At 39.6% G+C, this 25,988-nt stretch carries 22 protein-coding genes; 4 read left to right on the top strand and 18 right to left on the bottom strand.

From position 1 onward, the window contains the following. Positions 1 to 167: 167 nt before the first annotated feature. The gene (locus AC1Q59_RS13115; protein ID WP_492366285.1) at positions 168 to 914 is read right to left on the bottom strand and encodes a FixH family protein; all 747 of its coding nucleotides are present in this window, start codon (positions 912 to 914) and stop codon (positions 168 to 170) included. Between the two features lie 532 nt (positions 915 to 1,446). On the opposite strand from AC1Q59_RS13115, the gene AC1Q59_RS13110 reads away from it, so the two are divergent. Next, positions 1,447 to 1,572 carry a hypothetical protein gene (locus tag AC1Q59_RS13110; RefSeq protein ID WP_492366284.1) on the top strand — a complete coding sequence of 42 codons (126 nt, stop codon included), beginning with the start codon at positions 1,447 to 1,449 and terminating at the stop codon, positions 1,570 to 1,572. A 169-nt stretch (positions 1,573 to 1,741) separates the two neighbouring features. Continuing rightward, complete coding sequence (gene liaG / locus AC1Q59_RS13105; RefSeq protein ID WP_492366283.1) at positions 1,742 to 2,599, top strand: LiaG family protein; 858 nt, start codon at positions 1,742 to 1,744, stop codon at positions 2,597 to 2,599. A 302-nt stretch (positions 2,600 to 2,901) separates the two neighbouring features. Here liaG and AC1Q59_RS13100 read toward each other — a convergent pair whose 3' ends face one another. From AC1Q59_RS13100 to AC1Q59_RS13045, 12 genes are all read right to left on the bottom strand, one after another. Further along, positions 2,902 to 6,030 (bottom strand): MMPL family transporter, encoded by a 3,129-nt coding sequence (locus AC1Q59_RS13100; protein WP_492366282.1) that lies wholly within the window; start codon positions 6,028 to 6,030, stop codon positions 2,902 to 2,904. Positions 6,031 to 6,033: 3 nt separating this feature from the next. After that, positions 6,034 to 6,489, bottom strand: a complete 456-nt coding sequence (locus tag AC1Q59_RS13095; RefSeq protein ID WP_492366281.1) for a MarR family winged helix-turn-helix transcriptional regulator — start codon at positions 6,487 to 6,489, stop codon at positions 6,034 to 6,036. Positions 6,490 to 6,684: 195 nt separating this feature from the next. Then, positions 6,685 to 6,846, bottom strand: coding sequence for a hypothetical protein (locus AC1Q59_RS13090; RefSeq protein ID WP_492366280.1), 162 nt, complete (start codon positions 6,844 to 6,846; stop codon positions 6,685 to 6,687). Between the two features lie 136 nt (positions 6,847 to 6,982). Next, on the bottom strand, positions 6,983 to 7,825 hold the full coding sequence (locus AC1Q59_RS13085; RefSeq protein ID WP_492366279.1) for a PP2C family protein-serine/threonine phosphatase: 843 nt from the start codon (positions 7,823 to 7,825) through the stop codon (positions 6,983 to 6,985). After that, on the bottom strand, positions 7,825 to 8,142 hold the full coding sequence (locus AC1Q59_RS13080) for an STAS domain-containing protein (RefSeq protein WP_492366278.1): 318 nt from the start codon (positions 8,140 to 8,142) through the stop codon (positions 7,825 to 7,827). The genes AC1Q59_RS13085 and AC1Q59_RS13080 overlap by 1 nt, the downstream gene beginning before the upstream one ends. A 9-nt stretch (positions 8,143 to 8,151) precedes the next feature. After that, positions 8,152 to 9,774, bottom strand: a complete 1,623-nt coding sequence (locus tag AC1Q59_RS13075; RefSeq protein WP_492366277.1) for a methyl-accepting chemotaxis protein — start codon at positions 9,772 to 9,774, stop codon at positions 8,152 to 8,154. A gap of 51 nt (positions 9,775 to 9,825) precedes the next feature. Continuing rightward, positions 9,826 to 10,878, bottom strand: coding sequence for an ATP-binding protein (locus AC1Q59_RS13070; protein WP_492366276.1), 1,053 nt, complete (start codon positions 10,876 to 10,878; stop codon positions 9,826 to 9,828). A gap of 134 nt (positions 10,879 to 11,012) precedes the next feature. After that, positions 11,013 to 11,720 carry a LytR/AlgR family response regulator transcription factor gene (locus AC1Q59_RS13065; RefSeq protein WP_492366275.1) on the bottom strand — a complete coding sequence of 236 codons (708 nt, stop codon included), beginning with the start codon at positions 11,718 to 11,720 and terminating at the stop codon, positions 11,013 to 11,015. Positions 11,721 to 11,760: 40 nt separating this feature from the next. Continuing rightward, the gene (locus AC1Q59_RS13060) at positions 11,761 to 12,090 is read right to left on the bottom strand and encodes an STAS domain-containing protein (protein ID WP_492366274.1); all 330 of its coding nucleotides are present in this window, start codon (positions 12,088 to 12,090) and stop codon (positions 11,761 to 11,763) included. Between the two features lie 32 nt (positions 12,091 to 12,122). After that, the gene (locus AC1Q59_RS13055; RefSeq protein ID WP_492366273.1) at positions 12,123 to 14,207 is read right to left on the bottom strand and encodes a flagellar assembly protein A; all 2,085 of its coding nucleotides are present in this window, start codon (positions 14,205 to 14,207) and stop codon (positions 12,123 to 12,125) included. A gap of 34 nt (positions 14,208 to 14,241) precedes the next feature. After that, positions 14,242 to 15,015: an EAL domain-containing protein gene (locus AC1Q59_RS13050; protein WP_492366272.1), complete on the bottom strand. Its 774-nt coding sequence runs from the start codon at positions 15,013 to 15,015 to the stop codon at positions 14,242 to 14,244. Positions 15,016 to 15,330: 315 nt separating this feature from the next. Next, positions 15,331 to 17,709 carry an ATP-binding protein gene (locus AC1Q59_RS13045; RefSeq protein ID WP_492366271.1) on the bottom strand — a complete coding sequence of 793 codons (2,379 nt, stop codon included), beginning with the start codon at positions 17,707 to 17,709 and terminating at the stop codon, positions 15,331 to 15,333. Positions 17,710 to 17,966: 257 nt separating this feature from the next. Between AC1Q59_RS13045 and AC1Q59_RS13040 the strand changes: the two genes are divergently transcribed. Continuing rightward, positions 17,967 to 18,143: a Spo0E family sporulation regulatory protein-aspartic acid phosphatase gene (locus tag AC1Q59_RS13040; RefSeq protein ID WP_492366270.1), complete on the top strand. Its 177-nt coding sequence runs from the start codon at positions 17,967 to 17,969 to the stop codon at positions 18,141 to 18,143. A gap of 5 nt (positions 18,144 to 18,148) precedes the next feature. On the opposite strand, the gene AC1Q59_RS13035 is transcribed toward AC1Q59_RS13040, so the two are convergent. Beyond that, entirely contained in the window at positions 18,149 to 18,892 is a 744-nt protein-coding gene (locus AC1Q59_RS13035; protein WP_492366269.1) for a LytR/AlgR family response regulator transcription factor, read from the bottom strand. 70 nt (positions 18,893 to 18,962) lie between these two features. Next, positions 18,963 to 20,564 (bottom strand): PAS domain-containing sensor histidine kinase, encoded by a 1,602-nt coding sequence (locus AC1Q59_RS13030; protein WP_492366268.1) that lies wholly within the window; start codon positions 20,562 to 20,564, stop codon positions 18,963 to 18,965. A 277-nt stretch (positions 20,565 to 20,841) separates the two neighbouring features. On the opposite strand from AC1Q59_RS13030, the gene AC1Q59_RS13025 reads away from it, so the two are divergent. Next, complete coding sequence (locus tag AC1Q59_RS13025; protein ID WP_492366267.1) at positions 20,842 to 21,786, top strand: diguanylate cyclase domain-containing protein; 945 nt, start codon at positions 20,842 to 20,844, stop codon at positions 21,784 to 21,786. 28 nt (positions 21,787 to 21,814) lie between these two features. On the opposite strand, the gene AC1Q59_RS13020 is transcribed toward AC1Q59_RS13025, so the two are convergent. From AC1Q59_RS13020 to AC1Q59_RS13010, 3 genes are read right to left on the bottom strand one after another with little or no spacing between them, the layout of a single operon-like run. Further along, the gene (locus tag AC1Q59_RS13020) at positions 21,815 to 23,671 is read right to left on the bottom strand and encodes an ABC transporter ATP-binding protein (protein WP_492366266.1); all 1,857 of its coding nucleotides are present in this window, start codon (positions 23,669 to 23,671) and stop codon (positions 21,815 to 21,817) included. Further along, positions 23,668 to 25,392, bottom strand: coding sequence for an ABC transporter ATP-binding protein (locus AC1Q59_RS13015; RefSeq protein WP_492366265.1), 1,725 nt, complete (start codon positions 25,390 to 25,392; stop codon positions 23,668 to 23,670). The genes AC1Q59_RS13020 and AC1Q59_RS13015 overlap by 4 nt, the downstream gene beginning before the upstream one ends. Then, a complete protein-coding gene (locus AC1Q59_RS13010; protein WP_492366264.1) occupies positions 25,358 to 25,861 on the bottom strand; it encodes a MarR family winged helix-turn-helix transcriptional regulator in 504 nt (167 codons plus the stop codon). The genes AC1Q59_RS13015 and AC1Q59_RS13010 overlap by 35 nt, the downstream gene beginning before the upstream one ends. Between the last annotated feature and the right edge of the window lie 127 nt (positions 25,862 to 25,988).

Below are 25,988 nucleotides of genomic sequence, written 5' to 3'. Positions count from 1 at the left end.
ACCTGCTTAAGGAAAAACACGGGTTCTCCTATTTCTTTTTTACATAGCCATATTAATACGCTATTAATAAGATTTTCTCAAAAACTGGCACACTTAGGCAATAAAAATGTCTCAGTAATTTGATGCCAAAAGAAAAGCGCATCTGGAAAAGATGCGCTCCCTAATTATTATGGATGTACCTCAAGCTCTTGTTCAGTATGCTCATGCAGTCCTTCATCATTTTTCACATGAACAGTTACGGAATATTTACCGGCTGCCGGGAATTGATATTCGCCTGTGTATTCTCCCTTTGTGCCTTCAGGCATATCGACCCAGGCGAGAGTTTTCCCATCTTGAACAATTTCTAGTTGAACATCAGCCTCGCTTAGCGGCTGCTCTTCCTTTTGCAGTTGAGCCACAAGAGTTGCTGACTGGTTTGCCTGCAAATGTTCAGGCTCCTGTAACTGAATTGTTACATCGCTATGATGATGGCCTTCTTCTTCTGTGCCCTCATCATGAGGCTCGGCGGCAGCATTAGCATCGCCAATCTGAATCTTAACCTTTGGCATGGTATGCATATCCCTTGCTGTTACATGGGATTGAACCTCGTAAATTCCATCTTCGGTAAAGGTATGTTTCGCGGTATAGATCCCTTTTTCCGTATGAGCAGCTTCGGCCATAACACTTGCGTCTTTATTGCCTTCTTTCCAAATTTCGAACTTCACTTCACTTGCATCCTCAACAGCATCTTCGCCCTGGGTAACCGTAACAGCTAGATCAACAGCTTTACCTGCGTCAGCTTTTTCAGGAACATCCAGCTTAGCCTCAATAATTTCCGGCAGAGCATCGCCCTGGCCTGCATTATTATTCGAATCTGATGTTCCGCATCCAGCTAACAAAAGACAAATTCCTATGAAAAACATCCATTTTTTCAAAGCCTTTACCCCATTTCTTCATGACTTACCTATAATATAAATGATATTAATCATAGATGGTGAAACGTCGTTGACAATATCATGAACTTTTCGGCACCTTTTCACCTCACCATTATAAACGAAAGGTGATGCTAGAATACAAATTTTAAGGGAAAATTTATCTGTCATTGATTAAAAAGGAAAAAGGGTGACTATAATAATACTACATAGTGTATTTCCCCCTTTATTCGCTTCCGTTTGGGAGCATTTTTTTTTGCTTTTTTTATAAAAGTCTTTTTAAAGCTTAATGTTGATTTTAACCGTTTAGTTGATCTTCGCTGCAGGCGCGTAGACTCCTGGGGGCTCAGCGTTGAAGCGAGACGTGAGCAGGAGCACGAGCGACGAGGAGGCTCGCAAAACGCCCCCCGGAAAGCGAAGTGCCTCTCGCTGCAATCAACGGCTCAATTTTACAAAACCTTATAAAAAAGCTCTCATGAATAAAAAGATGAAATTGATGGAAAATAGGAAGGATCATATATGAAGGGGTGCAGAAATGACGAAAAAATATAATAAAGGCAGCAGAAACCAGAACTCGCCTGCAGGTAGCCAAGACAGCGTCAGCGGTGATAACAGCAAAGGCAATAAAAGAAATAAAGACCAGAGAACAAATTCTGAATAACCATGCCGGCATTGGAATAATGCCGGTTTTTTTTATGCACTAAAAACCTTCATGTGTCCTGCCCCTCATAAGCCCCAAGTCTTAGAAAATTTTAATGCCTCAGATCAATTCTTTTCCAAAATAAATCAGCTACAATAAATGTAAGATCAATGAGAAAGCAGGGATATTTTTGAAAAGGATTTTAATTATTTTCCTAGTCCTGATAGGATGTTATCTTTTACTGACCTCTAATATAATGAATCTTTTCCTTTTTGGGAAAAACAACTCAGAAATTCAGCTTACGAAAAGGATTGATACCATTGAGGTAGATGTCTCCTCCGCCCAGGTAAATATGATTCCTGAAGACCGCGACAATATTAGAGCAGAGCTCAGCGGCAAAGGGAAGGTTAGCATGGATAAAGATGGTGATACCATCAAAATTGATTACAAACGCGGATTTTTCAACGGGTTGCAATTTTTCAATCAAACCCCGAAATTGAATATTTATATTCCATCTGATTACAGCAAAAGCTTAGAATTAAAGATAGGATCTGGCTACTTAGCTTTTGAAGGACCATCAGACGACGAGCCTATTTCACTTGATAGTTTGTCAATCGATATGAGTTCAGGAAAAGTGGATTTGAAAAATATTAAGGCGAAGGAATTTGAACATGAAGGATCTTCAGGGCTGGCAGACATTGATACGCTGACGGCAGAATCAGCCTCCGTCCGCATGAGCTCTGGAAAAGCAAAAATAAAAGACCTAAAAGGCAAGCTTGATGCCAAGATATCTTCTGGATTACTGGATATCCAGCTCAGCGAACTGACTGACCCAGTTGAACTCCAGGCAAGCTCTGGTCAGATTAAGCTTGATCTGCCAGATGATGCGGATTTTATGTTAAACGGGAAATCGTCAAGCGGATTTATTGAGTGTGACCTGCCGCTGAGGGATAAGATTTCTGAAAAGGGTAAAGTTAAAGGAAAATTTGGCACCGGGAAACACCCAATTGATGTGCAGGTGTCTAGCGGACATGTGAAGATCTATTAAAAGCTAAGGCAAGGGGTTGAACCCCTTGTCTTTTTTGATTTCATTCCATTTCATAACGGACAGTTAGGTCTTTTTATATTAAGGTTTTGTCCATGAGAACTTTTTTCATGGACATTTTTCTCTTTTTTTAGGCTGATGATGTCCATTAGGTGCCCGCTCATGCAATACTTCTCTTTTCTACTAGGATCTTGTCCATGAGAACCTCCCTCATGGACACCACTCTCCATTTCTACTAGAATCTTGTCCATGAGAACCTCTAAAAAAACAAAGCAGCCCCGCAAAGGACTGCTTCATTTTGAATATTAATTTGTACTCCGTTTAAATGGCCACCAATTGGCTTCACCGAAGTTTTTCACCATGACCGGTATGAATAGCGGCAGCATGATGATTGCGTATAGGAATAAGCCAACGATGACAATGGATGCAATCTGCAGCAATGACAGCATTCCAGATGGCATCATAGCTGCAAAGGTACCGCCTAGAATCACAGCTGCCGAGATGATGACCGTCCCCATTTTTTTCATGGACATGAGCATCGCTTCCGGCACGGATAAATCCTTGTATTCATTGAAGCGGTCCATAAGGAAGATACTGTAGTCAACCCCCAGAGCGACAAGGATAACAAAGCCGAAAAACGGAACAGCCCAGCTGATTCCTGTATATCCTAAAAGATTGACATAAATCGCTTCATTAATTGCCATTGAGGTAAAAAAGGTCAAGATCAAAGACCCAATCAAGTAGACTGGCATAATGATAGACCGGAATAAAAAGACAAGAATAATAGAAATTCCGACAAGCATTAAGACCACCGTACGAGAGTAATCTTGATCAGACATTGTGCTTAAATCGGCATTTGTGCTTGTCACACCGCCAACAGCTACCACTGCGTTTTCAAGCTTTGTATCCTTCGTTGCCCGCGTGACAGCCTCTTTAATATCATCCACCTGAGCGATTGCTTCATTTGAGTATGGATTCGCATCCAAAATAACATCAAACGTCATCACTTTGCGGTTTTCAGACATGTAAACATCAAAGACCTGCGCAAACTCTTCATCTTCAAGAACTTCTTCCGGCAAATAGAAACCATCCATAGTTTCAGTGCTTGATAGGCCAGCCAAATAATCCTGGGCGGAGCCAAGGCCATCTGAAACCTGGTTTAACCCGTCTGCACTCTGATTAAGCCCATTTGTCAGCTCACCGATTTGGCCGCCTAAATCGCCAAAGCCGGCAAGGAGCTGCTTTTGACCATCATTTATGCTGCCGAGGCCGTTTGTAAGCTTCGGCACATTGCTGACAATTTGTCCTTGGCCATTAGCCAATTGGTTTAATCCGTCCTGCTGGGCTTCGATTCCGGCAATTAATTGCTCAAGGCCTTTTGCCAGCTCACCTTGACCGGCAACGGCTTTTTCAAATCCAGCATTGGCACCGGACATTCCGCTATTAATCTGTGAAAGACCGGCATTTAATTCTTTTACATTCGCTGACAGACCCTGCAGCTGCTGCTGCAGACCGAGCACGGTCCCCTTCAACGTTTGATATTGCTGATCACCAGCCAAATCTGCATACTTATTTTCTAAATATCCGTACATAGCTCCATTAGCCTGTGCCAAGCCATCAGATAAGCCTGCCAGCCCATCGCCGACTTTTTGATAGTTTTCTGTCAGTGTATTTAAGTTCCCTTGTAAATCTTTATAGCCGCCAAGCAGCTGCTGATAGGATGTAAGCAGTTCCTCTGCCCCGGCTTTTGATTTTTCCAGCCCAGCTTTAATTTGGTCAGACCCGGCAGAGCCTTGGCGAATGCCATTTTCAATTTTCGCCAGGTTGGTTTGAATTTCTTTTAAACCCGACTGAAGTTCATTTGTTCCGGCAACAAGCCCGCCAATTCCATTGGCTGCATCCTTTAACTTTGGTTCAGACTTTGATAATTCGCTGCCGGCTTCCTGAAGCCCCGAGCTGATCTTATCCAGCCCTTCTCTTCCTTCGCCTAAGCCATCTTCAAGAGATTCTGCTTGTTTGGCAATGAAGAAATCCTCGATTGGCTCGCCAGTAGGTCTTGTTACAGAACGAACGGTATCAACTAAATCTACTTTTTCTAATTCCTTGCTGATCTTTTCAGCCAGACCAATGTATTCGGTTGAATCCATTTCCTCATCGTTTTTCAAAACGACTTGTGTCGGCATGGATTCCCCTGGACCAAAGCTATCGGCAATAATATTAAATGCTTTAATCGAATGGACATCCCCGCTAATCTCTTCCAAAGAGTTATAGGATAATTCCCCGTCATAGACTGCGAGAAATGGTACACATATAGCAGCGACAATAATTAAAGCAAGGAATGGGCGTGCCAATGAGAATTTTCCAACGGCGCCCCAAAGCTTGCTTTCCCCATGCTCGGCCTTGCTCTTTGACGGCCAGAACAGCTTTGTTCCTAAAACAGCCATAAAGAATGGAACAATCGTAAATAAAGCAAGGAGGAGAACTGCTACCCCAATCGCCACAGCCGCAGCTGATTGATAAAGAATAAATTGTGAGAACCCGATAGCTGCAAAACCAATCATGACAGCCACACCGCTGAAAAATACCGTTCTTCCGGCATTTCGGTATGTCTCAACAATCGCTTCTGCCACCGTTTCTCTTTGCGCCAGCTCTTCCTTATAGCGGCTGAGCAGCAAGATACAATAGTCTGTTCCGATTCCAAACAGAACAGCAACTAAGAAGATCTGAGTATAGTTTGATAAAGGAAAATCCGCCTTATCTACTAAAAATGCAACGATGGATTGTGAAGCGAGATATGAAAATCCCACAGTAATTAATGGAATTACAGGCGAAATAACAGAACGGAAAACAAGCAGCAAGACAACAAGAATAAAGACAACGGTAATTCCCTCTGTCTTTTTCAGTCCCTCCTGTGAGCTGAGGATTAAATCCTCGCCGATTTGCCACTCACTTGTATAGAAGTGCTCCACTTTAATATCCTCAAGTGCTTTATATAGGGCATCATTTACCTCCTTCGGTTCACGGTCATTCCAGCTTACCGAAATCGATGCCAGCACCGACTTTCCATCCTTTGAAACCAGCTGATCCTTTAAACTTTCTTCATTGAAATGGGTCAAGACTTCTGTAATCCCAAGTTCATCCTTTTGTTCCTCAAGAATGCGGATAGCCCTCTCTGCCTCTTTTATGTCTTCACTTGTCAGCTTTTTATCATTGTGAAAGACAAGGGCAACCTGCGCCTCATCCCCGCCGCCTTCCTCTTTCCGCACATCATCCATAATTTTCCCGGCCAATGTGGAAGAGTATTCGTCGGGTACAGAGATCTGGCCCTTTTCCCGGACAAGATCAGCCATGTTCGGTGCCGATAATAACAGACCTGCGACAATGGCAATCCAGGCAATTAAGACGAACCATTTATTTTTGATAATCACATTCACGGCTTATTCCCCCACTTTATCTTTACTTTCTATTAAAACTTGATTGAGCTTTTCATAGGTTTGAATAAATTGCTGGATTTCCTTTTGATCAAATTGTTTAATAAACGATTCCACCAGCTTTTGAATCCGCTCCTCTGTTTTGGAAAAAAGCTCCTTTCCCTTTTCAGTTAAAGTCAAATAGACCACACGGCGATCTTTTTCGTCACGGGTCCGCTGTATCAGTCCCTTTTCCCAGAGCCGGTTGATAATGGCGGTTATCGCACTTTTTTGCACCTCAAAGGCATCTGCTAATTCTGAGGATGTGCAGGACCCCGCTTTGCTGATATACCTAAGCGTATATTGCTGGTCATTTGTCAGATCGTTGCCAATTTGCTCCTTTATCAGGGCCTCCCCTTTTCTATGGACAGAGAAAGATAAATGGATATATTTATCAATTAAACCTGTAATCGTATAGGACACTTAAAAAACCACCTCACAAAGTTCTATGCTTTAATAGTTCAACGGTTTAACTATTTACGTGTTTAAATATAATGGAAGCATGGCTGAACTGTCAATTCATTTCATCCAAGTTCGGCACAAAAAAAAACAACGGACAATTATTAAAATATGTCCGTTGTTTTTTAATATGTATTTAGTATGGAACTGCTATTTTTATCATGCAATAATTGGCTGTTTGACCCTTGAAACGTGACTGATGCAGCCAAACTCTTTTGCTACCATCCATTTTATCAATTGTATTTCATCAAAAGACAGCTCACGCTTTAGTTCTTTTTGAACATCAAGAATCAATTCAATATACCGATCAGCCAATTTCATCCTCATCCCTCCATTAATATGAGATTCTTCTCCGATTATAATCCCATAATTAATTCAACAAGGACTGCAGCTTTTCCTTTTTTAGGGATAGGAAATTATCAAATTTTTCTAAAAAACCAACCACTTTTATATGGATTCAAATAATCGGGGCATTTAAACTTGTAATATCAGCCTGATCTTTCTTAATTTTTAGCACCACCATTGTGATATCATCTCTCTGCGGCACCCCTTTTGTAAATTTATCAATGGAGGTCATAATATAATGTTCGATTTCTGCTACATTTTTTTCTCTAGTTTGCAGAAGTGTATTTATGAGCCTCTTTATCGAATATAGTTCCCCGGCTTTATTTTGCGCTTCAATAATTCCATCTGTATAAAAAAAGACAATATCCTGTTTTTCTAAATGAATAGTTTCTTCTTTATATTCTTGGTTAGGCAGGCCGCCAATCATAATCCCTCTCACTTTCGGAAGCTCTTCAATCAATGGGTCTTTCCCTTTAATATATAAGGGGAGATTGTGGCCGGCATTCGCATAGGTTAATAACCCTGTTGACGGGTCCCAATCTGCACAAAAAAGAGTAACAAATGACTTCAATGTTCGTAAATCCTCATATAATGCCTGATTCATAGCAGTTAAGGTTTTCCCTGGGCTCTGCGTGCTTTCAGCTGCGCTTCGAAAAGCTCCTCTAGTTAAGATCATCAGCATTGCTGCAGGAATTCCCTTTCCCATTACATCCCCGATTACAATGCGGATTTTCCCGTTAAGAAGCGGATAAAAGTCGTAATAATCTCCGCCTATCAGCCTGGCAGGCATGGTAGAACCGTATACCTCCCCGCCCTCTATTTCTGGTGCCTTGCCATTTAATAAGACAGACTGGATATTCTTGGCCAAGTTTATTTCTCTTTGCAGGGTTTTGTCATGCTGAATATTTCCGGCAGATTCTTGCTCTGAGTCATAGGTGTATTTATTCCTATACATTAAACAGCCTCCTCTTGAAAGGCTTTTAGCAATTCATACAATCCCACCGTTTCAAACACCTGATCAGTCAATTCATTAACACCCTGGAGCTTTATCATGAAATTTTTTTCTCTTGCGAAATAAATCGTTTCGATGATTGAACCAATCCCAGTTGAGTCAATAAAATCAAGTTCTTGAAGATCAAAAATTAAAAGGTCAATATCGCCAATCTTTTCAAACTGTGCGGTTATCATATTCGTTGTCGAGATATCGAGTATTCCCTTTAATGATAGAATTATTTTCCTGCCTTGGATTTCTTTTTTTACAACAAGCTCCATTTTTCTCCCTCATTTTTCGGAGATCTTAAAGATCTTTATTTGGTTCTTTAACTCTTTTGAAACATTGTCTAATTGAGAAATCATATTATTTAACTGGTCGATGGCATCATATGAAGAAAGGCTCATCTCGGTTATTTGCCTAACATGTGATTTTAACAGCCCGTTTAACGCTGAAATTTCCCTGCTTGATTCGATAATGAAATTAGAAAAACTAATAAGTTCATCTTTATTAAATTCCTCTTTATTCTCCATCCCTTTTAAAAGATTTACATAATTATTTTGTATATCACTGACGCGCAAATCAATTTCATAGAACAGTTCTCGTGATTCATGCGTCATGGAAGACGATATTTCGTCCATGGTTTTAAAATAGGATTGAACAGTGTTATTTAATAGAGATGAAACAATCGTGACAGAATCAATCTTTTTCTTTGTTTCAGATATTAATAGACTGATATCATCTGTCATTTTATTTAAATGAAGCGATATTTCTGCCCATTCATTTTCTTTAAATATCTTTATTTTATTCGTTAAATCCCCTGAAGCTATTCGATTAATATGTTTATTGATTGTGCTTAATGGCTTTAAGTATTTTCTTGTCACCAATTGAAGGACAATATAAATAACGATAAAAGCAATTACAAAGGAAGAAATAAACAATACCATTAGCCTGTTCAAGAGTGCTTCTTGCTTGCTTAAGTCGGCAACAACAACCATGACTCTATCATTTGAAATAGGAATATAAAACTTCCTATGCTTCACACCATCTTGGTCAAAATCCAAGCTGGCTGCTTTATCACTCTTTAAGGCCTTTTGATAATATTCCAAATCCTTTTTAAGATGAAACGTATTTTCGCCATATAGGACGGGAAGGTCCTCCTCCGGTTCAATGATTTCCCTGCCGCGGGCTTCTGTCAGCGCATTAACATTAATGACAGCAATCTCTTCCAAATCTTTATTCATGTTAATTCGATTGATCAATAACTGCGGACCAGAATTCTCGAGCATTCCATAGATATACTCATCCTGGACGAAAGGGTTAATCATATACTCAGCTGTTCCATCATAATAATAGGCAAACTTAAAATATTTATCCTCTACCTCAGACTTTGAGATCGGCCCTGACCAAAAATGGTTACGATAATAGCCTTTTCCAACCGTAACTTCTTTCCCCGACATTAACTGATCAAACCCTGTGTACCAATAACCCCAATCCTTTGTACTGAGTCCCGCCTCATCTGGATTTGATGACTTGGCAATAACAATATCATTATTCTTTCTTATTAATAATGAAATGTCATAAAGTCCAAGTTCATTACTGATAGACTTTAGCTCCTCCTGGGTGATTTCTTCAATGTTCTTATCTCTTAGTTTTCTTGCAATTTCGATGGAGGCGATATATAGTTTATCGTCAATTAACCGCTCAATTGTTTGTTTGGAGCTGACACTTGACTCTAAAGCACTTTTCACAATTGTTGCCGTGTGAAGGGCATTTTGGTTCAAATGCTGTTCAATATCCCTGCTTATTATTTTCGGAAAAACAAGGACAATCAGCAGACAAATGACAAGAAAGATCAATCCGATTGAGGTTAATGTTTTTCTAATTACGGTTTTTTTATTACTGTGTTCCACTTCGTCCACCCCAAAATAGGCAAATCTGCTGCCTGCCTAAATTCTTTCGTTCTATAAAGCTATTGCCTTTTCATCTAATTGCAATTCCAAAATCACGGTTGTCCCCTCTTTACTTGTAAACAGAGAAACCTGGTCCATCATTTTCAGCATCAGCCCAAAGCCTTGCCCCATTGATTTTTTCGTGGAATATCCATTAAATAAAGCAGATTTAGGGATAGAATGCAGTTGAATGCCATCTCCATGGTCTTCGACAATAACAGTGAAACGATTTCCCTTAATAAAAACCTTCATCTCTCCTCCCCTTGCATGTTTTAATACATTCGTTACAGCTTCAGATACAGAAAGAAGCAGATTAAACTTTTTCCTCTCCGTTAATGATATTTCAGCCAGAAGACCGCCAACTTCATTCCTGCATATGGCCACGTCTTCTCTTTTATTAATGGCTGTAACTAAAAGAGGAGGTTCCTCAAGATAATCCGCAAGCTCATCCATTTCTAATAGAAAAAGCTTGCCTTGCGTAACAGAATGGATCACTTCCCGATAGATTTTACGAATCTTTGCATCCTGTTCTCTTTCAAATTCAAGCAGATAGCTTACATCAAAAATAATGAGGTAAATTCTCCCGCCAACTTTAATCCAGTGAATGTTAAAGGTTTTTCCCGTAGTTGTTTCCTCAATAAATTCATGCTGGGCGTCATTAGTATCCAGATTTCTCCTAATTAAATGGATCACTTGATCTTTACACGGAATGATCGTTTCCTCGCCCTCCATATTATAGAATTGACCATATTGATAGTAGACAACTTTTCCAGCGCGAAATTCCTTTAGAAGCTCTGAATCATTGACATTCTTTCCATTAACATGTGCACTCTCTGATGTATGACTTTCAACTGCATTCATGGAGCTCGGAGGGGAATCACTATTTAAGCTTATATTTTTCAATTCTATAATCTGTCTATTTCTTTTTCTTATTATTAAAAGCAGAGTCATGATGACGGCTGATTCAATCAAGAAATGCACAAGATTATGAGAAAAATAGATGCCTATAAAAATTATTAAGAATATCATCATTGGTAAAAATAAGCGTTTCGTTATCTGGGACACAGGATTTCTCACCTTTACTATGAAAAATAAAGCTGCAATCTGTTCACTTTTTATCTAAACAGATCTGCAGCTTCGCAAAGATTTTTTAAACAAGCGCTTACCAAGCATAATCAAGTAAATTTGATTGAATACAGCTATGAACTCATTAAAGCATGAACCTCATTAATTTTTAATTTTGAAATATGAGCAACCTTTTCTGACCCTTGAAAAAAAGCTAGATAAGTTTCGCCAAACGATTCAATCCTTACCACCTTTTTTAAATTAACCAGGAAGGAACGATGGGTTTTATGGAAGTAATTCGGCAATCGGTATTCAAGATCCTGAAGTGAGTCGGTCGTTTCAAAACTTTCATTTGCTGTCTGGAGGATTGACTTTCTTCCCTCCTTTTCAATATAGAGCAGATCATCAATCGATAAATACAAGTAGGTATTATTGGATTTGATGTTAAGCTTGTTTGTAACTTGCTTTTGCATTTGCAGAGATTTTTTGGCCTTTTCTAAAGCCATAAATAATCGGGCCCTCTCAATTGGTTTCACAATATAATCAGTGGCCGACATGTTAAAGGCTTCAACAGCAAATTCATCATAACCCGTTATAAATATTACCTGTAATGAAGGCAATACCTCCTTGCAGGTTTTGACCGCTTCTACTCCATTCAGACCTGGCATATTAATATCCACTAAAACGATGTCAGGTCTCTCTTTCATGACAAGTTCAATTAATTCTTTTCCGCTTGATGCTTCCGAAACAATACTATATTCAGGAAGCAGCTGTATAAAGTGTTTTAATATCGTTCTAGAAGGCTGATCATCATCAGCAATAATGATCTTCATGGAATTCATGATTTTGACACCCCTCTCCTCTATACAGCCAACAAGTTTGCTACCCCAATTGCGAAAGCAGCTGTACTCGATCTCCTAAGATTTCCTGCAGCTGAAGCATTTCAAAAACCTCATTCACCAATGGCTGAACATGTTTGATTTGAATTTGAACATCCTCACGGTTCTTTTTTAACGTTTCAACCAAATTTATTAATAGCCCGATTCCAGTGGAATCAACAAATGGGACTCCGCTAAAATTAAACTCAAGATTTTCGAAGGACAAAAGTCTTGGAATCAATTCTTCAATGATTTCCGAAACGTCAATATCCAGGTCACCATTAAGTTGTACTTTAGCGTTTCCTTCTCTATTATCTACCTTGTATGAAAACATACACACAATCTCCTTCTCCCAAAGAAGTGAAGTTAAAAAATGATTCTTCCCTCATTATTCAATTTTGCTATAATTCCTTTCTTTTCGTTATGAAAGGTATACTTAACTTTGCCTATTTGTATGACTGTACCTTCCTTAGCACAATCTATCTGAATCATGCCATTACCTGGAACAATAATTTTGCTTGCTACTCCAGCCGAGGAACCGGATTCTTTTATCCTTGCCCCTAATCTTGCATATATTTCTCCTCCGCGGAAGATGCCATTGACTGTAACTAGCCCGCCTGAATGAATTTTGGAGTTATAGCATCCCTGTCCCTTCACTGTCACATTTCCGCTTGAATATATCGTGCTATTTAGCGCGTATTGAAAATCAACAAAACATGCTCCCTCATTAACTCCTTGATGTTTTTCAATGATATCTGCTATTTCCTTTTGCAGACCTTTTAGCGCATTAACAGTATGATATTCATTAGGGTTACTGGAAAGAAAGCAATGCTTAAGACGCTCTGCGATCGTTAGCCAGTCCCTATCTATTAATTGATGTCCATTTTCACAAAGCTGAATATATTGCTTGATCAATCTAAAAAGGTCCTGATATTTCTTATTTAATAGAAGCCTTATAATTGGAAATAATCCATTCTTGCTTAAATCCGTCGTTTTAAAAGCCGGAAGGTCCATAATTTGCCCAATGGATACATTCATTTTTTGTGTTTTTTCTCGAATGTTATTCAAGAGAATAACCATTTCTGAAGTGAAAATATTTTGATTCCCTGCTGAAATGGAGCTTTTAATCGCATTTCCCTTTATGGCTACCCCAGAGTTTGAAGATATAGAGGCTGAATAGACGTTCTTAAATACAGTAATATGCCCGCCACCCTCTACAACCATTCCTTCCTCCACATTTCCTTGTATATCAATATCCCCCTTAAAGCGGATATTTCCTGACATCATACTGACATCCATAGAATGAACTAGCTTTGGGATAATTGATACTTTTACGAATAAACCATTTTGTTCAATGACTGGACGCCCTGTTTCTGCAGCGACAATTTTTGTATCGTTTTCAATTAATTCAATGCCTTTGCCTGATTGAATAATTAGAGGGAATGTTTGTTTTGGGGGAAGTGGCTCATTGGTTACAGTGGTGCCCGGGATACCAGGTTTTGGCGGATGGACCATAGCAATAACCTGACCCTTCTGGACGATTGGAATGGTCACCTTTTCACGGTAGTCAATCGTTCCATCTGTCCTTTCCCGCGGTCCTTCTATTTTATCGGTATTCACTAGAATTTCAAGTTTGCCATTTTCTCCGGCTTTTGCTTTAACCCCGCTCGCTATTGTAAACATGCCAGCACTTTCCGTGTTCACTGCCTTCATAATCTCACTATGATTAAATCCGTGAACAACCTTTAAATCCTCTAGCCTTTTTAAAATGTCTTTGTACTTAATCTCGTTGCTAACCTCAAGTCTTTCTTCCGTCTCAATATGAACGTTTGAAGCGGGCTCAACATCTTTTATTTTATAGGACCTTTTTATACCAGGTTCAACGAATAAATGAACATGCAGCCTGTCTGCATCCATTTCTACTTTCCACTTTGCCTCTGTGGTCTCTTTTTCCGTTTGCAGAGAAAATTGGTCGTCTTTTGCAGCAACCGCTGTTCCGGTTACATGCTTCCCATTTTTAAATAATCTAACGCCCTTGCCAAAAGAAATCGTCGGGTAATGGGTGTCTGAGGGCTGACAAAATATTTGTCCGTCTTTTACCCAGGCCTTTCCAGCGAGGACATCTTCTAAGTTTACCTCAGCACTCTCATTATTAAGAAGGTTTGTTTCAGTCGCCCTTTTTGTTTGATTATTGGATTTCTCTAAGTGATCAAGCATGGTCTCGATCATGGCCATATCTGGTTCGGGAGGGTGGATCTTACTCTGATTTTGCGGCTTTTTGTTCCTTGTTAATTTGACAACAGCCTGTCTTGCTCCGATTTTCAAGAATCCCTTCGTTTCCTGCCGAATCACTTCAATAGATACTTCATCCCTATCTGTACCTAATAAGCTCAAACCAGTTTCAATTGCTTCTATGATACTTCTTCCTTTAGATAGAATGGTTTGGCCCATAACTGTCAGCCTCCTTATAAGTTTGCAGGGAATTTCACGCTAATAAATGGGTTAATTTCCTTCTTATTTCACCAAATAAATTCTTTTCAGTTACTTTTTGCGGCCTCCCTAATAAATAGCCTTGAACAACTGGAACACTTAAAAACTTCGCCTGTGCTAAGTCAATTTCTTTTTCGATGCCTTCTAATATCAAGCCCATTTTACCCTTTGAGTATTGAACTAACAGAGAGATCATATCCTGCTTTGCTTTTGATCGACAGAGATCTTGTGAAAAGTATCGGTCAAGCTTGATATAATCCGGACTATATTCAATTATCTTTTTCAGCGCTGCCCCACCTTTGCCAATATCATCGAGGGCCACCAGACAGCCATATTCCTTTACCAAATCAATTCTTCTTTTTAATTCGGGATTCTCCCAAATCGATTCCTCTTCTTTGGATTCATTGATCTCAAACACAATTCTTCCTTTAGCTTTCGGATATTTGCGGAATAATTGACTAATAAATCGTTCAAATCGGTGATTAATTAATGTTGAAGGGAAGATATTTAGAAACAGCAGCTCATCTTCCATAAGATGTATCGGAAAGCAGCTTACTGCCTTTTCGACTGATAATGTATCCAATTCAAATAAGGACCCTTCTATCATGGCTACTTCAAAAGCTCTTTCGATATTTTCACTGTAGCACCCATCAGAAAATCTTAGAAGCGCCTCATAACCAAAAATTTTCCATTCCTTTAGATTCCACATTGGCTGAAAGAAATGCTCAATTTTTTGATCTTGAATACGAGTCAGCATATCAGTTCTCAAAATCATCCCCTCATTTCAATTTTCTATTTGTTTACCTTTAATGTAACTTTTTCCCTGTCTTTCGTCTATGATAGTTACCACATGATAGACAGTAAAAGAGACATATGAATATAGCTAAGGGACTGTTTGCAACCTAAAAACGACATTTGACGACATTTTTTTCAATAACTTGAAATTTACTAGTCTAAAAGTACCTCTTCATAATTGACTTCGCCGTTGATTTCTGCTTCTTGCGCTTCGCTCCAATCAACTAGTGTTAAATGAAAATTATCATTTACACAATTAAAAAAAGCTGCCCCAATAGCAGCTCCTGTTCTACATATATTTCGCAATCGTTTTTAAGAAAAGCGGGATATCAATCGGCTTTGTGAGATATTCCTTAAATCCTGTATTTAATGCCTGGCTGATATAATCTGGCATAGCATTTGCGCTCAAGGCAATAACCGGAATTTCAGCTGTCGAGCGGTCCCCTATCAGTCTCTCCAGCACTTCAAAACCCGTCATATCTGGGAGCTGCATATCTAACAGAATTAAATCTGTCTGTTCATTTGCTGCCAATTGAAGTCCCTGGCTTCCAGTTTCTGCAAAAATCAGCTTTGTCTCCGTCCCTGCCAAAATCTCCGCCACTAGCTCTCTATTTGAACAGTGATCTTCTATATACAAAATGACGTTACTCTTCTCAGTTAAAACATGTACGTTATGATTAATAGAACGTTTACCTTCAAGGGCTCTGCCTTGTCCAATTGGGATTGTAAACCAGAAATCACTGCCCACACCGATTTTGCTTGTAACACCTGCTTTTCCTCCCATTAATGCAGTAAGCTGCTGAACAAGTGAGAGGCCAATGCCTGCTCCAATCTCATTAGAATGGCCAATTCGATAAAATGGAGCAAAGATCCGCTCTAGCTCATCTTTTTCAATCCCAATCCCTGTGTCTAGCACATGAACAAGTAAATCACTTTCATCCCATTCACATGTAAGAAGGATGTCGCCGCGATCCTTATTATATTTAATGGCATTATCTAATAGATTCAAGATAACCTGTCTTACTCTGACCTGGTCAATATGCACAAATTTATTTGTACACCCAGAAAGCTGTTTTCTAATCTGGATGCCTTTATTTTTTGCCGCAACTTCCAGCATATCGGCACATTCATTAATAACCTCATATATATCCACAGTTTTGGCGTTAATTTGTAATCTCCCAGTCTCAATTCTTGATAGATCTAAAATTTCATTTATCAGATCCAGTAAGTGTCTGCCTCCTTTGAGGATTTCCTCAACAAATTTTTTCTGCTGCTCCGTAAGCGTCTGATCCAGCTCCAAAATCTGCGAGAAGCCAAGGATGGCGTTAAGAGGAGTTCGGAGCTCATGGCTCATTTTTGAGAGAAACTCTGATTTAGCAAGGTTGGCCTTAACTGCGTCTTCTTTTGCCATGATAAGGCTTCGTTCAATCGATTTCCGTTCAGTAATATCCTCAAACGTCCATAAATGGCCTTTCAGTTCTCCGTCGACTACGAAAGGGAAGTAATTCCTTTCTAATATCCGGTTATCTTTTGTTTCTAATTCCTCCACCACAGGCTTTTTACCTGCAATAATCTCCATTATCCGCCGTTCTTCCTTTTCCATATCCTTATAAACATTTGGACGAAACCCCGCACTGTTTTTCCCTATTACTTCACGGATTGGTTCATTTATTTTGAAAATCTCCATAGCCGTATAGTTGATAGATACAAGGTTGAAATCATTGTCAGTTACGAGAAGGCCAATTGGCAAGCTATCAATAATCGTTCTTCTTAGAGCATAGGATTCTTTTAAATTCATTTCCTGTTCTTTTATCTGAGTAATATCCGACATGGTAAATAAAACCTGAGGAGTTTCATCAGGCTTGATCGGATCTAGGAGCTTGGAGTTGACAGAAAGCCACGTTGTCTTATCCTTACATTTGACCCCAATTACCTTACCAGATACGGTCTTTTCTGTCGTCAAAGTTGTATAAATCGGATAATTTTCAGTAACCAGCGGGGTGCCATCTTCATGAATAAAAGGGATATTATTTTTAAGGATTGTTGCCTCTTTGAACTCTTCTTTCGTTACGCCAAACATTTCATAAACCATATCATTCAAGACGATTTTCCTATCATCAGCCCCATAGACCATGACACCTTCGGACATCACGCTCAAGATGGTTTTATACCACTTTTCATTCGCTTCTAATACCTTCTCAGCTCTTTTTCGCTCTGTAATATCTACGCCAGATCCGATGACTTCAATGACTTTTCCATCTTTAAATATCGGATTTAAAGTCATAAAATAATCAATCCCATTTAAATTGGCATCATAGTTTGTTTCTTCACCATCCCAGGCTTTAATATAGTATTTAAGCTTATTTTCAGCACATTCTTTTGGGAGGAAATCTCTTAAATCCCTTCCAATTATTTTATCTGGAGTAATCCCTAATTTATAAAGAAGCTGACCGTCGCATAAGGTATGGATATACCGGTCTCCTGCTTTAATAAACTTGAGCGTTAGCCCTTGCTGCCAATGAATGGTGTGCAGTAATTCCCTTTGGGCCTTTCTAATTCTTTCTCTATTATCTGCTGCTTCCTTTTCCGCTTTATTTTTATCCGCATATATGAGCGCTATCATAACGCTGACCATCACTATAATGAATCCAATTGCTAAAGATATCATGTCTGCCACACCCTTTTTTAGTTCGAAACAATCATATAAAAATACAATTGGATAAACAAATGTTTTTTTCTCCCAAAAGTTGATTAAGAGAATGTATAACAAATTACACGCATCCTAGGCCTGGTTTTTGACATTTTAGGTACAATTACCCCTATAACTAACAAATTAGTGAAAAAAATGTAAATGATTTGATATAATATAAATATATTACAGAACTTAAGTTGCGTGATTATCGATCTAGAAGAGGACGGGTGCATATGACAAATTTATTAATGCTGATTGATAGCAGCAGGCGTAAAATGATTGAATTAGCTGATAAATATGGATATACATCAAAACTAACCGTTGAATGCAGCCAGCAGCTAGATAGGCTGTTAAACCAATTTATGATGGAAGAGCAGAAAAAAAGATCAGCAATCCGGGCTGATCTCTAATATATCTATTCTTTTAGTTTTGAAATTCTTTCTTTTACCTCACCAATTTTCAGCTTAGAAATACTTGCTTGCTTATCATAATCCTTAAAATAGACGATATAAGATTCGCTTTGCGGCTTTATATGAGAAACCCTTGATAAGTTAATAATAAAAGATCGATGTGCCGGAAAAAAAGATTGATCAAGGCGGGATAAGATCTTTCCTATCGTTTCATTCGTATCATAAATACCTTCTTTGGTATAGACCATGCACTTTTTACCCTCTTTTTCGACAAAGTAAATCTCAGATAGGGGAATGTACCTGATGCTATTCTGATCTTTTATCGGCAATTTTTTAATCTTCTTATCATAGGGTATGATAGTCTGTTTTTCCTTTTCATAAAAAAGAAGATTCTTTGCTTTTTCCAGTGCTTTATACAGTCGGGTTTTTTCAATCGGTTTTACAATATAATCTATCGCTGAAAGCCGGAATGCCTCTACAGCATATTCGCTATAACCAGTGACAAAAATGAACTTTAAGCTAGGACGAAATAATAAACATTCTTTGATTGCCTGTATCCCATTCGTCTTGGGCATATTAATATCTGCAAGAACAAGATCTGGTTTTTTCAGCATGACTTCTTCAATTAACTGTTCCCCATTTTCGCATGTTCCTATGATTTGAAAGTCAGGAATATCACGAGTAAAGTATTCCATGATTTCTAGTGAGTCCTCGTGATCATCTGCTAACAACAATTTAAGGGGTGCCATCGCAAAACTCCTTTCCCTCATTTTTCAAGCTGGATCATGTTGCGTTAAACAGGCTGTCAATGTGCTTTTTTCAGCTTTCCATATTATCAATTACCATTGGCAATGTAAACCAAAAGCTGCTTCCCTGACCAGGAGTGCTTTCCAGACCAACAGTACCATGCATTTGTTCAAGAAATTGCTTAACCAATGTTAGGCCAATCCCAGTTCCCTCGATATTCAGTTCTTTATCAAATATCCGATAAAAGGGATCGAATACCTTTTTTTGTTCTTCCAACGGAATGCCAATACCATTATCGGAAATAATGACTTTTAAATGGCTCTGCACCCTTTCACATGTCAAAACCACTCTGTCATTTTTATGGGTATACTTAACCGCATTTGATAAAAGATTAAGAAGTATCTGTACTAATCTCACCGGATCGGCTTTTACGTACATCCCTGCGTTGGGACCCAATTTGTTGTGAATGGTAATCCCTTTGTCCGCCGCGATCGGACGAATGATTTTTAAACTATCAGTTACAACTGAGCAAATTTGAACATGTTCAAAAATGATGTTATGTGCTCCAGACCCCATTTTGCCAATTTCTAAAAGATCATTTATCAATTTTAATAAATGATGACTAGACTTTAGTATTTTTTCCACCCTGCTTTTTTGTTTAAGGGTTAATGGCTCACTTTGGTCTTCTTGCAGGATTTGTGCAAATCCTAAAATGGAGTTCATTGGGGTACGCAGCTCATGGCTCATCATCGATAGGAACTCGGACTTTGCAGCGTATGCTTTTTCTGCCTCTTCCTTCTTCCTTCTAAGCTCCGAAATCAAGCAGATTCGATCTAATGTGGCCGAAAGCTGGTTACAAATGGTATGAATGAGGTCTATTTCTTCTTCTGTAAAATTAGAGCGGGTGCTTGATCCAAATGATAGTGTCCCGATTAGTTTTCCATAAGACATTAAAGGGTGACAGGCATAGGCTTTGATGCCTAATCCGTTTATAAGCTGCACACGAACATCATCAGATGTATCAATATTTTCCGCAATAATTCTCATTCGGTCTTTTGCCACACAGCCACATACGGCTTCGCCCATCTTAAGCCATTCAATTTCTTTCGCAACTGCATCAGAAATACCTGCATAGTTCATTAAATGCAGTTTGTTTGTTTTCTTATCATACATGTAATTAAAATACACATCTAAATCTAAATACTCAGCAAGCTCTTTAAAAAGAGAATCGAAAATTTCCTCAGGTTCATTTTTTGAAAATAGATGACTAGATGCCTCACTTAGCAGGGCAAGTTTCTTATGTTTATCTTCTATGGCTGCTTCTACTTTTTTATTTACAGAAATATCTCTAAGCAAAATGGTTATTCCATCTGCTGCAGGATACAGATGGACGGACAGCCATCTTGACTGGAAGGCTGTCATGTTTATTTCAAAATGTATATCTGTTTGTTTATCAAATGACTGCTGCAGCTTCTCATTAAAATCCCCGCCAATTACTCCATGTAATAGCTCAGCAAGCTTAGCTCCAATACAATCTTCTGTACGAAGATGAAATAACTCCTCTGCGGCCTTATTCATAAACGTGATTTCACAATCCTGATTAATGCTAAATATCGCGTCAGAAATCCGCTGCAAGACCGATATTTCAGTTAAAGAACGATGCTCTTGTTTCAATTAATCACCTAATTACTGTAAAATATTTGTGTTAACTAAATCATAACATAGTTTTCACCACGAATAACTTGTAAAAGTATAGAAACGGATTAAACTTTAACAAGCATTGGAATACTTTTATTTCATTGGAATGGTTTTCATATAATACCAGATTTGCCCCTGTTATATCCTATTACAGGACACTTTACTCACTAATTTCTCCATTTTGCGTCACAACTATTGTAGACAGTATAAAAGATAACTATGATATATCTACTAAACTATGGTGGAGGATTGCATGATAAATACATTTATGGATGATAGTGAAAAGTACCGGATTATCGCAGAAAACTCGTCAGACCTGATACGGCTGATTGATACGGATGGTATCATTCAATACGCCTCACCATCACACGAAACGTTATTAGGGTATGATCATGAGAAATTAATCGGAAATTATTTTTACCGAAATATTCATCCTGAAGACTGTACTGGGATCATTGAAAAGTTTGAAGAAATGGTCAAAGATCCTAAAGCAACAAAAATGGAATATCGCAAGCGACATAGTGACGGACACTATATTTATATTGAAGCGATCTGTTCCCCTGTTTGTGATGAGGAAAACCGTCTGCGTCATTTTATTTCTGTGGCACGAGATATCTCTGAAAGGATTGCCTATGAGAAAAAGCTGAAAGAGCTTGCTTATATCGATCCTCTAACAGGCGCAGGAAACCGCAGGGTTTTACAAAAGCTATTAATAAATGCGATTGAAGATGCCAAGGAAAATGGGCATATGTTTGCCGTGTTTATGATGGATTTTGACCGATTTAAATGGGTGAACGATACAATGGGGCATGATGCAGGCGATGAGCTTTTAAAACAGTTCGTAAATAGAGCGAAAGCAGAACTTCGCCCTTCAGATCAACTTTGCCGTATGGGCGGGGACGAATTTGCCATAATTCTAACACCTGTCTATAAAATAGAAGATACCACTCATACTGCGGAACGGCTTTTACATCAGCTCCGCACACCATGGTGCATAGATGGCTTTCGCTTTATCACAACAAGCTCAATAGGCATCAGCATATTCCCAAATGATGGCGAAGACGGGCATACACTTCTTAAACATGCTGATCATGCTTTATATCGGGCAAAAAGAAAGGGCCGGAATATATACAAGTTTTACACTCCAAAAAAGAACAAAAAAATGAAAAAACTGCTTCTTTTAGAAAATCAGGCCTAGTCTCCAAAAGGAAACTAGGCCTGATTGATCACCCTGCTGCTTTTTTCATAAATTGACTGTTATAAAGGTCAGCGTAAAAACCATTAGCTTCTAGTAATTCCTGATGGGTTCCCTGTTCGATCACCTTTCCTTGATCCATGACTAGGATTAAATCTGCATCCCTGATGGTTGAAAGACGATGGGCAATGACAAAGCTCGTTCTTCCCTCCATCAGCCTGTTCATTGCTTGCTGGATCAGCGCCTCTGTCCTTGTGTCCACGCTTGAGGTTGCTTCGTCTAAAATCATGATGGGCGGGTTAGCAAGGACGGCTCTGGCAATGGTTAGAAGCTGTTTTTGCCCCTGTGAAATATTAGAGGCTTCCTCATTTAGGACGGTGTCATATCCGTCCGGCAAGGTGCGGATAAAATGATCAGCATATGCTGCTTGGGCTGCCTGGATAATTTCCTCTTCTGTTGCATCGCTTTTTCCATAGGCAAGATTGTCTCTAATTGTTCCATTAAAGAGCCATGTATCCTGCAGCACCATGCCAAAGGTTTTTCGCAGGTCACCTCGCTGCATATCTCGAGTATCTATTCCGTCAATCGTAATTGTCCCGCCATTAAGTTCATAAAACCGCATTAATAAATTGATGAGCGTTGTTTTTCCCGCACCAGTTGGCCCAACAATAGCCACCGTTTGACCAGGTGATACGCTAATATTCATATCTTTAATTAGTTGTTTATCCCCATAGCCAAAATCCACATGCTCAAAAGTGACAGCACCTTTCGCATTCTTGAGGCGGTGAATGTTATTTTCAGGTATTTCCTCTTCTTCGTCCAAAAGTTCAAAAACACGTTCCGCTGCAGCTATTGTCGCCTGGATGATATTTGCGATATTAGCTGTTTGGGCAATCGGCTGAGTAAATTGGCGGGAATACGTAATAAATGCCTGAATATCCCCAATTGAAATGGCACGTTTTGTTACCAAAATTCCTCCGGCGATACAAATGAATACATAGCTGAGGTTTCCGATAAAAGCCATCATCGGCATAATAATCCCCGAAATAAACTGCGCTCTTCTTCCCGCTTCATATAGCTGCTCATTCACCACATCAAATTCAGCAATTGCCTTTTTTTCATGTCCAAAAGCTTTTACCACCTGATGGCCTGTATACATTTCTTCAATATGGCCGTTCAATTGGCCAAGTGTTTTTTGCTGGTTGGCAAAGTGTTTTTGCGATTTTTTCAAAAATGGCCTAATAACAAATACTGATAGCGGCAGGCTGATCATCGCAATTAAGGTTAGAAGCGGACTAATGGTCAGCATCATAATGATGATCCCAATAATCGTGACAAACGATGTGATAAATTGAGTTACACTTTGCTGCAAGGTGCTTCCGATTGTATCGATGTCATTCGTTACTCGGCTTAATGTTTCCCCATTTGGCCGGCCATCATAATATTTCAGCGGCAGCTTTTCCAGCTTTTCATTAACATCTTCTCGTAACCGATAGACCGTTTTTTGCGCAACACTCGCCATCATATATTGCTGAATATAGCCAAAAAGACTGCTGACCAAATATAACCCGCCCAGCAAAAGAAGCATATGGGCAATAGCCTCGAAATCTACTGCAGCACCTGGAACACCCTTCATCTTTGCGTAAATGCCTTCAAATAATTCAGTAATGGCATTTCCCATGATTTTCGGGCCAACAATCATAAATACCGTACTCAAAATGGCCGCACAAAAAATGGCGATTAATTGAGGACGAAAGGGCTGCAGATAAGCAAGCAAACGTCTTAATGTACCTTTAAAATCCTTCGCTTTCTGCCCTGCCATCATCATCATGCCAGGCCCCATTGGCCCTCCACCGCCGTGATGATGCCCGCTTTTTTCTTTACTCATGCGATTTCCTCCTCCGAAAGCTGAGAATGGACAATTTCACGATACACGTCATTTTCAGCTAGCAGTTCCCCATGTGTGCCCATTCCGGCAATCTTCCCTTTATCAAGGACAATAATCCGATCAGCATCCATTACAGTGCTGACACGCTGGGCAACAATAACAACGGTTGCGTCTTTTGTTTCATCCTTTAAAGCGGCACGCAATTTAGCGTCCGTTTTGTAGTCCAGCGCGGAGAAGCTGTCATCAAAAATATAAATATCCGGTTTCCGCACTAAGGCTCTCGCAATCGAAATCCGCTGTTTTTGTCCGCCTGACACGTTTGTGCCGCCTTGCGAAATCAAAGATTCATAACCATTTTCCATTTTGTTTATAAAATCTTCAGCCTGGGCAATTCGGGCAGCATGCTCGATGTCTGCCAATGTGGCATCCTCTTTTCCAAAGCGGATATTTTCCGCAATGGTACCTGTAAAAAGCAAAGCCTTTTGCGGAACAAAGCCAATTTTCGAACGGATTTCTTCCTGTGAAGCTTCCCGAATATCAACCCCGTTAATCGAAATAGACCCGCTTGACGCCTCATAAAACCGCGGGATAAGATTTACGAGCGTTGATTTTCCCGAACCTGTGCCGCCTATAATGGCTGTAACCTCACCAGCCTTGGCCTTGAAGGTAATATCTGAAAGAGCAGGCTCTTCTGCACCCGGATAGGAAAACGTGACATCGTTAAATTCAAGAGTCCCGTGATTTTTATCTGCCTTCTTTGTTCCCTCGTCGAAGAAGGTCGGCTTTAATTCAAGAACTTCATTAATCCGGTTAGCCGATACGGAGGCACGCGGGATCATGACAAACATCATCGAGGCCATGACAAGGGAAAACATAATTTGCATGACATATTGGATAAAAGCCATTAAATCACCAATCTGCATTCCGCCGTTGTCGATGCGGATACCGCCAAACCAAATAACAGCGACAACGGTTAAATTCATAACTAGCATCATAATTGGCATCATAAAGGCAATTAATTTGTTAACCTTTATAGAAACATCGGTAAGATCCTTATTTGCTTTTTGCAAACGCTCCTTTTCAAGTGTTTCCCGATTAAACGCTCGAATGACACGAATGCCTGTTAAGTTTTCACGAAGCACAAGGTTCAATCGGTCCAAACGCTGCTGAACCATTTTAAAAAGCGGAATGGCCTTTTTCATCACCAATAAAATTGAGCCGATAAGAATTGGAATAATAGCAACGATGATTAATGATAGTTTGGCATCCTTCGAGACCGCCATGATCACCCCGCCAACGAACATGATCGGTGCGCTGACAACCATTCGAAGCATCATCATGACAACCTGCTGAATTTGCGTGATGTCATTTGTTGTTCTTGTGATCAATGAAGCTGTGCCAACCTGGTCAAATTCCTGAAGAGAGAAACCCTCCACATGGGTAAAAACCTTGCGGCGTAAATCCCGGCCCATCCCCATCGCCGCTTTCGATGAATAATAGCTTGCCGCAATAGAGGCAAACATACCAACCGCTGCAATGAATAGCATAAAGCCGCCAATACTCCAAATATAAGCTTTGTCGCCTGCAACAACCCCCTTATCGATAATATCCGCCATCAAAGTCGGCAAATACAGATCGGCCATTGATTGAATAAAAATAAGGGCAAATACAGATAGAATAGTCCATTTATAGGCTGCCAGGTTTTTCAGTATTTTTATCATATTGAATTTCCCCTTCATCCGCTTTTTCTAAATAAATAGAAATCTGCAAAATGGCTTCCAGCAAATCATCATATTGTTTATCTGATAAGGTTTGAATGGCTGATTCAAAGGAATGGGTAATACTTCCTTCCTGCTCCATCATGGAATCATACAGCACTTTTCCCTGTTCACTTAGAATGAGCTGCATTTCTCTGCGATTATCCTCAACCGGATGCCTCACTAACAACCCAGCCTGAACAAGCCCATCCACTGATTGGCTTAAGGTGCTTTTCGGAAACTGCAAAACCTTGCCAAGCTCTTTCTGCGTCATCTCCTTACGCGGTGCAATGGCCATAAGCAAAGCATACTGCGGAACCGTAAGCCCGTTATCAGCTGCTGTCTTCTGAACAATCCTTCTTACACTCTGATTCATTCGCCAAAACGTCCGAAAAAACTCCATTGACCGCTTAATCGGCTGATTGCTATTCACAGCACTCCACTCTCCGTTCACATATGAATAGTTCCATTATGAACAGTCCTAAAAAAACTGTCAAGAAAAGGATACGGCGCCTTATTGGACACGGGGACAGGCACCTTGTCCTTTTCGCTGGACACGG

The sequence above is a fragment of the Cytobacillus sp. MT66 genome, from assembly GCF_058792595.1.
This window is presented reverse-complemented; position numbering and strand designations above follow the sequence as displayed.

Bases quoted from the DNA above. Each gene is read 5' to 3' on its own strand.
- AC1Q59_RS13090 (WP_492366280.1), bottom strand. From the start codon at position 6,846: ATGAAATTGGCTGATCGGTATATTGAATTGATTCTTGATGTTCAAAAA.
- AC1Q59_RS13060 (WP_492366274.1), bottom strand. From the start codon at position 12,090: ATGTTTTCATACAAGGTAGATAATAGAGAAGGAAACGCTAAAGTACAA.
- AC1Q59_RS13110 (WP_492366284.1), top strand. From the start codon at position 1,447: ATGACGAAAAAATATAATAAAGGCAGCAGAAACCAGAACTCGCCTGCA.
- AC1Q59_RS13025 (WP_492366267.1), top strand. From the start codon at position 20,842: ATGATAAATACATTTATGGATGATAGTGAAAAGTACCGGATTATCGCA.
- AC1Q59_RS13045 (WP_492366271.1), bottom strand. From the start codon at position 17,709: ATGATATCTTTAGCAATTGGATTCATTATAGTGATGGTCAGCGTTATG.
- AC1Q59_RS13055 (WP_492366273.1), bottom strand. From the start codon at position 14,207: ATGGGCCAAACCATTCTATCTAAAGGAAGAAGTATCATAGAAGCAATT.
- AC1Q59_RS13035 (WP_492366269.1), bottom strand. From the start codon at position 18,892: ATGGCACCCCTTAAATTGTTGTTAGCAGATGATCACGAGGACTCACTA.
- AC1Q59_RS13065 (WP_492366275.1), bottom strand. From the start codon at position 11,720: ATGAATTCCATGAAGATCATTATTGCTGATGATGATCAGCCTTCTAGA.
- AC1Q59_RS13080 (WP_492366278.1), bottom strand. From the start codon at position 8,142: ATGGAGCTTGTTGTAAAAAAAGAAATCCAAGGCAGGAAAATAATTCTA.
- AC1Q59_RS13020 (WP_492366266.1), bottom strand. From the start codon at position 23,671: ATGAGTAAAGAAAAAAGCGGGCATCATCACGGCGGTGGAGGGCCAATG.
- AC1Q59_RS13085 (WP_492366279.1), bottom strand. From the start codon at position 7,825: ATGTATAGGAATAAATACACCTATGACTCAGAGCAAGAATCTGCCGGA.
- AC1Q59_RS13015 (WP_492366265.1), bottom strand. From the start codon at position 25,392: ATGATAAAAATACTGAAAAACCTGGCAGCCTATAAATGGACTATTCTA.
- AC1Q59_RS13040 (WP_492366270.1), top strand. From the start codon at position 17,967: ATGACAAATTTATTAATGCTGATTGATAGCAGCAGGCGTAAAATGATT.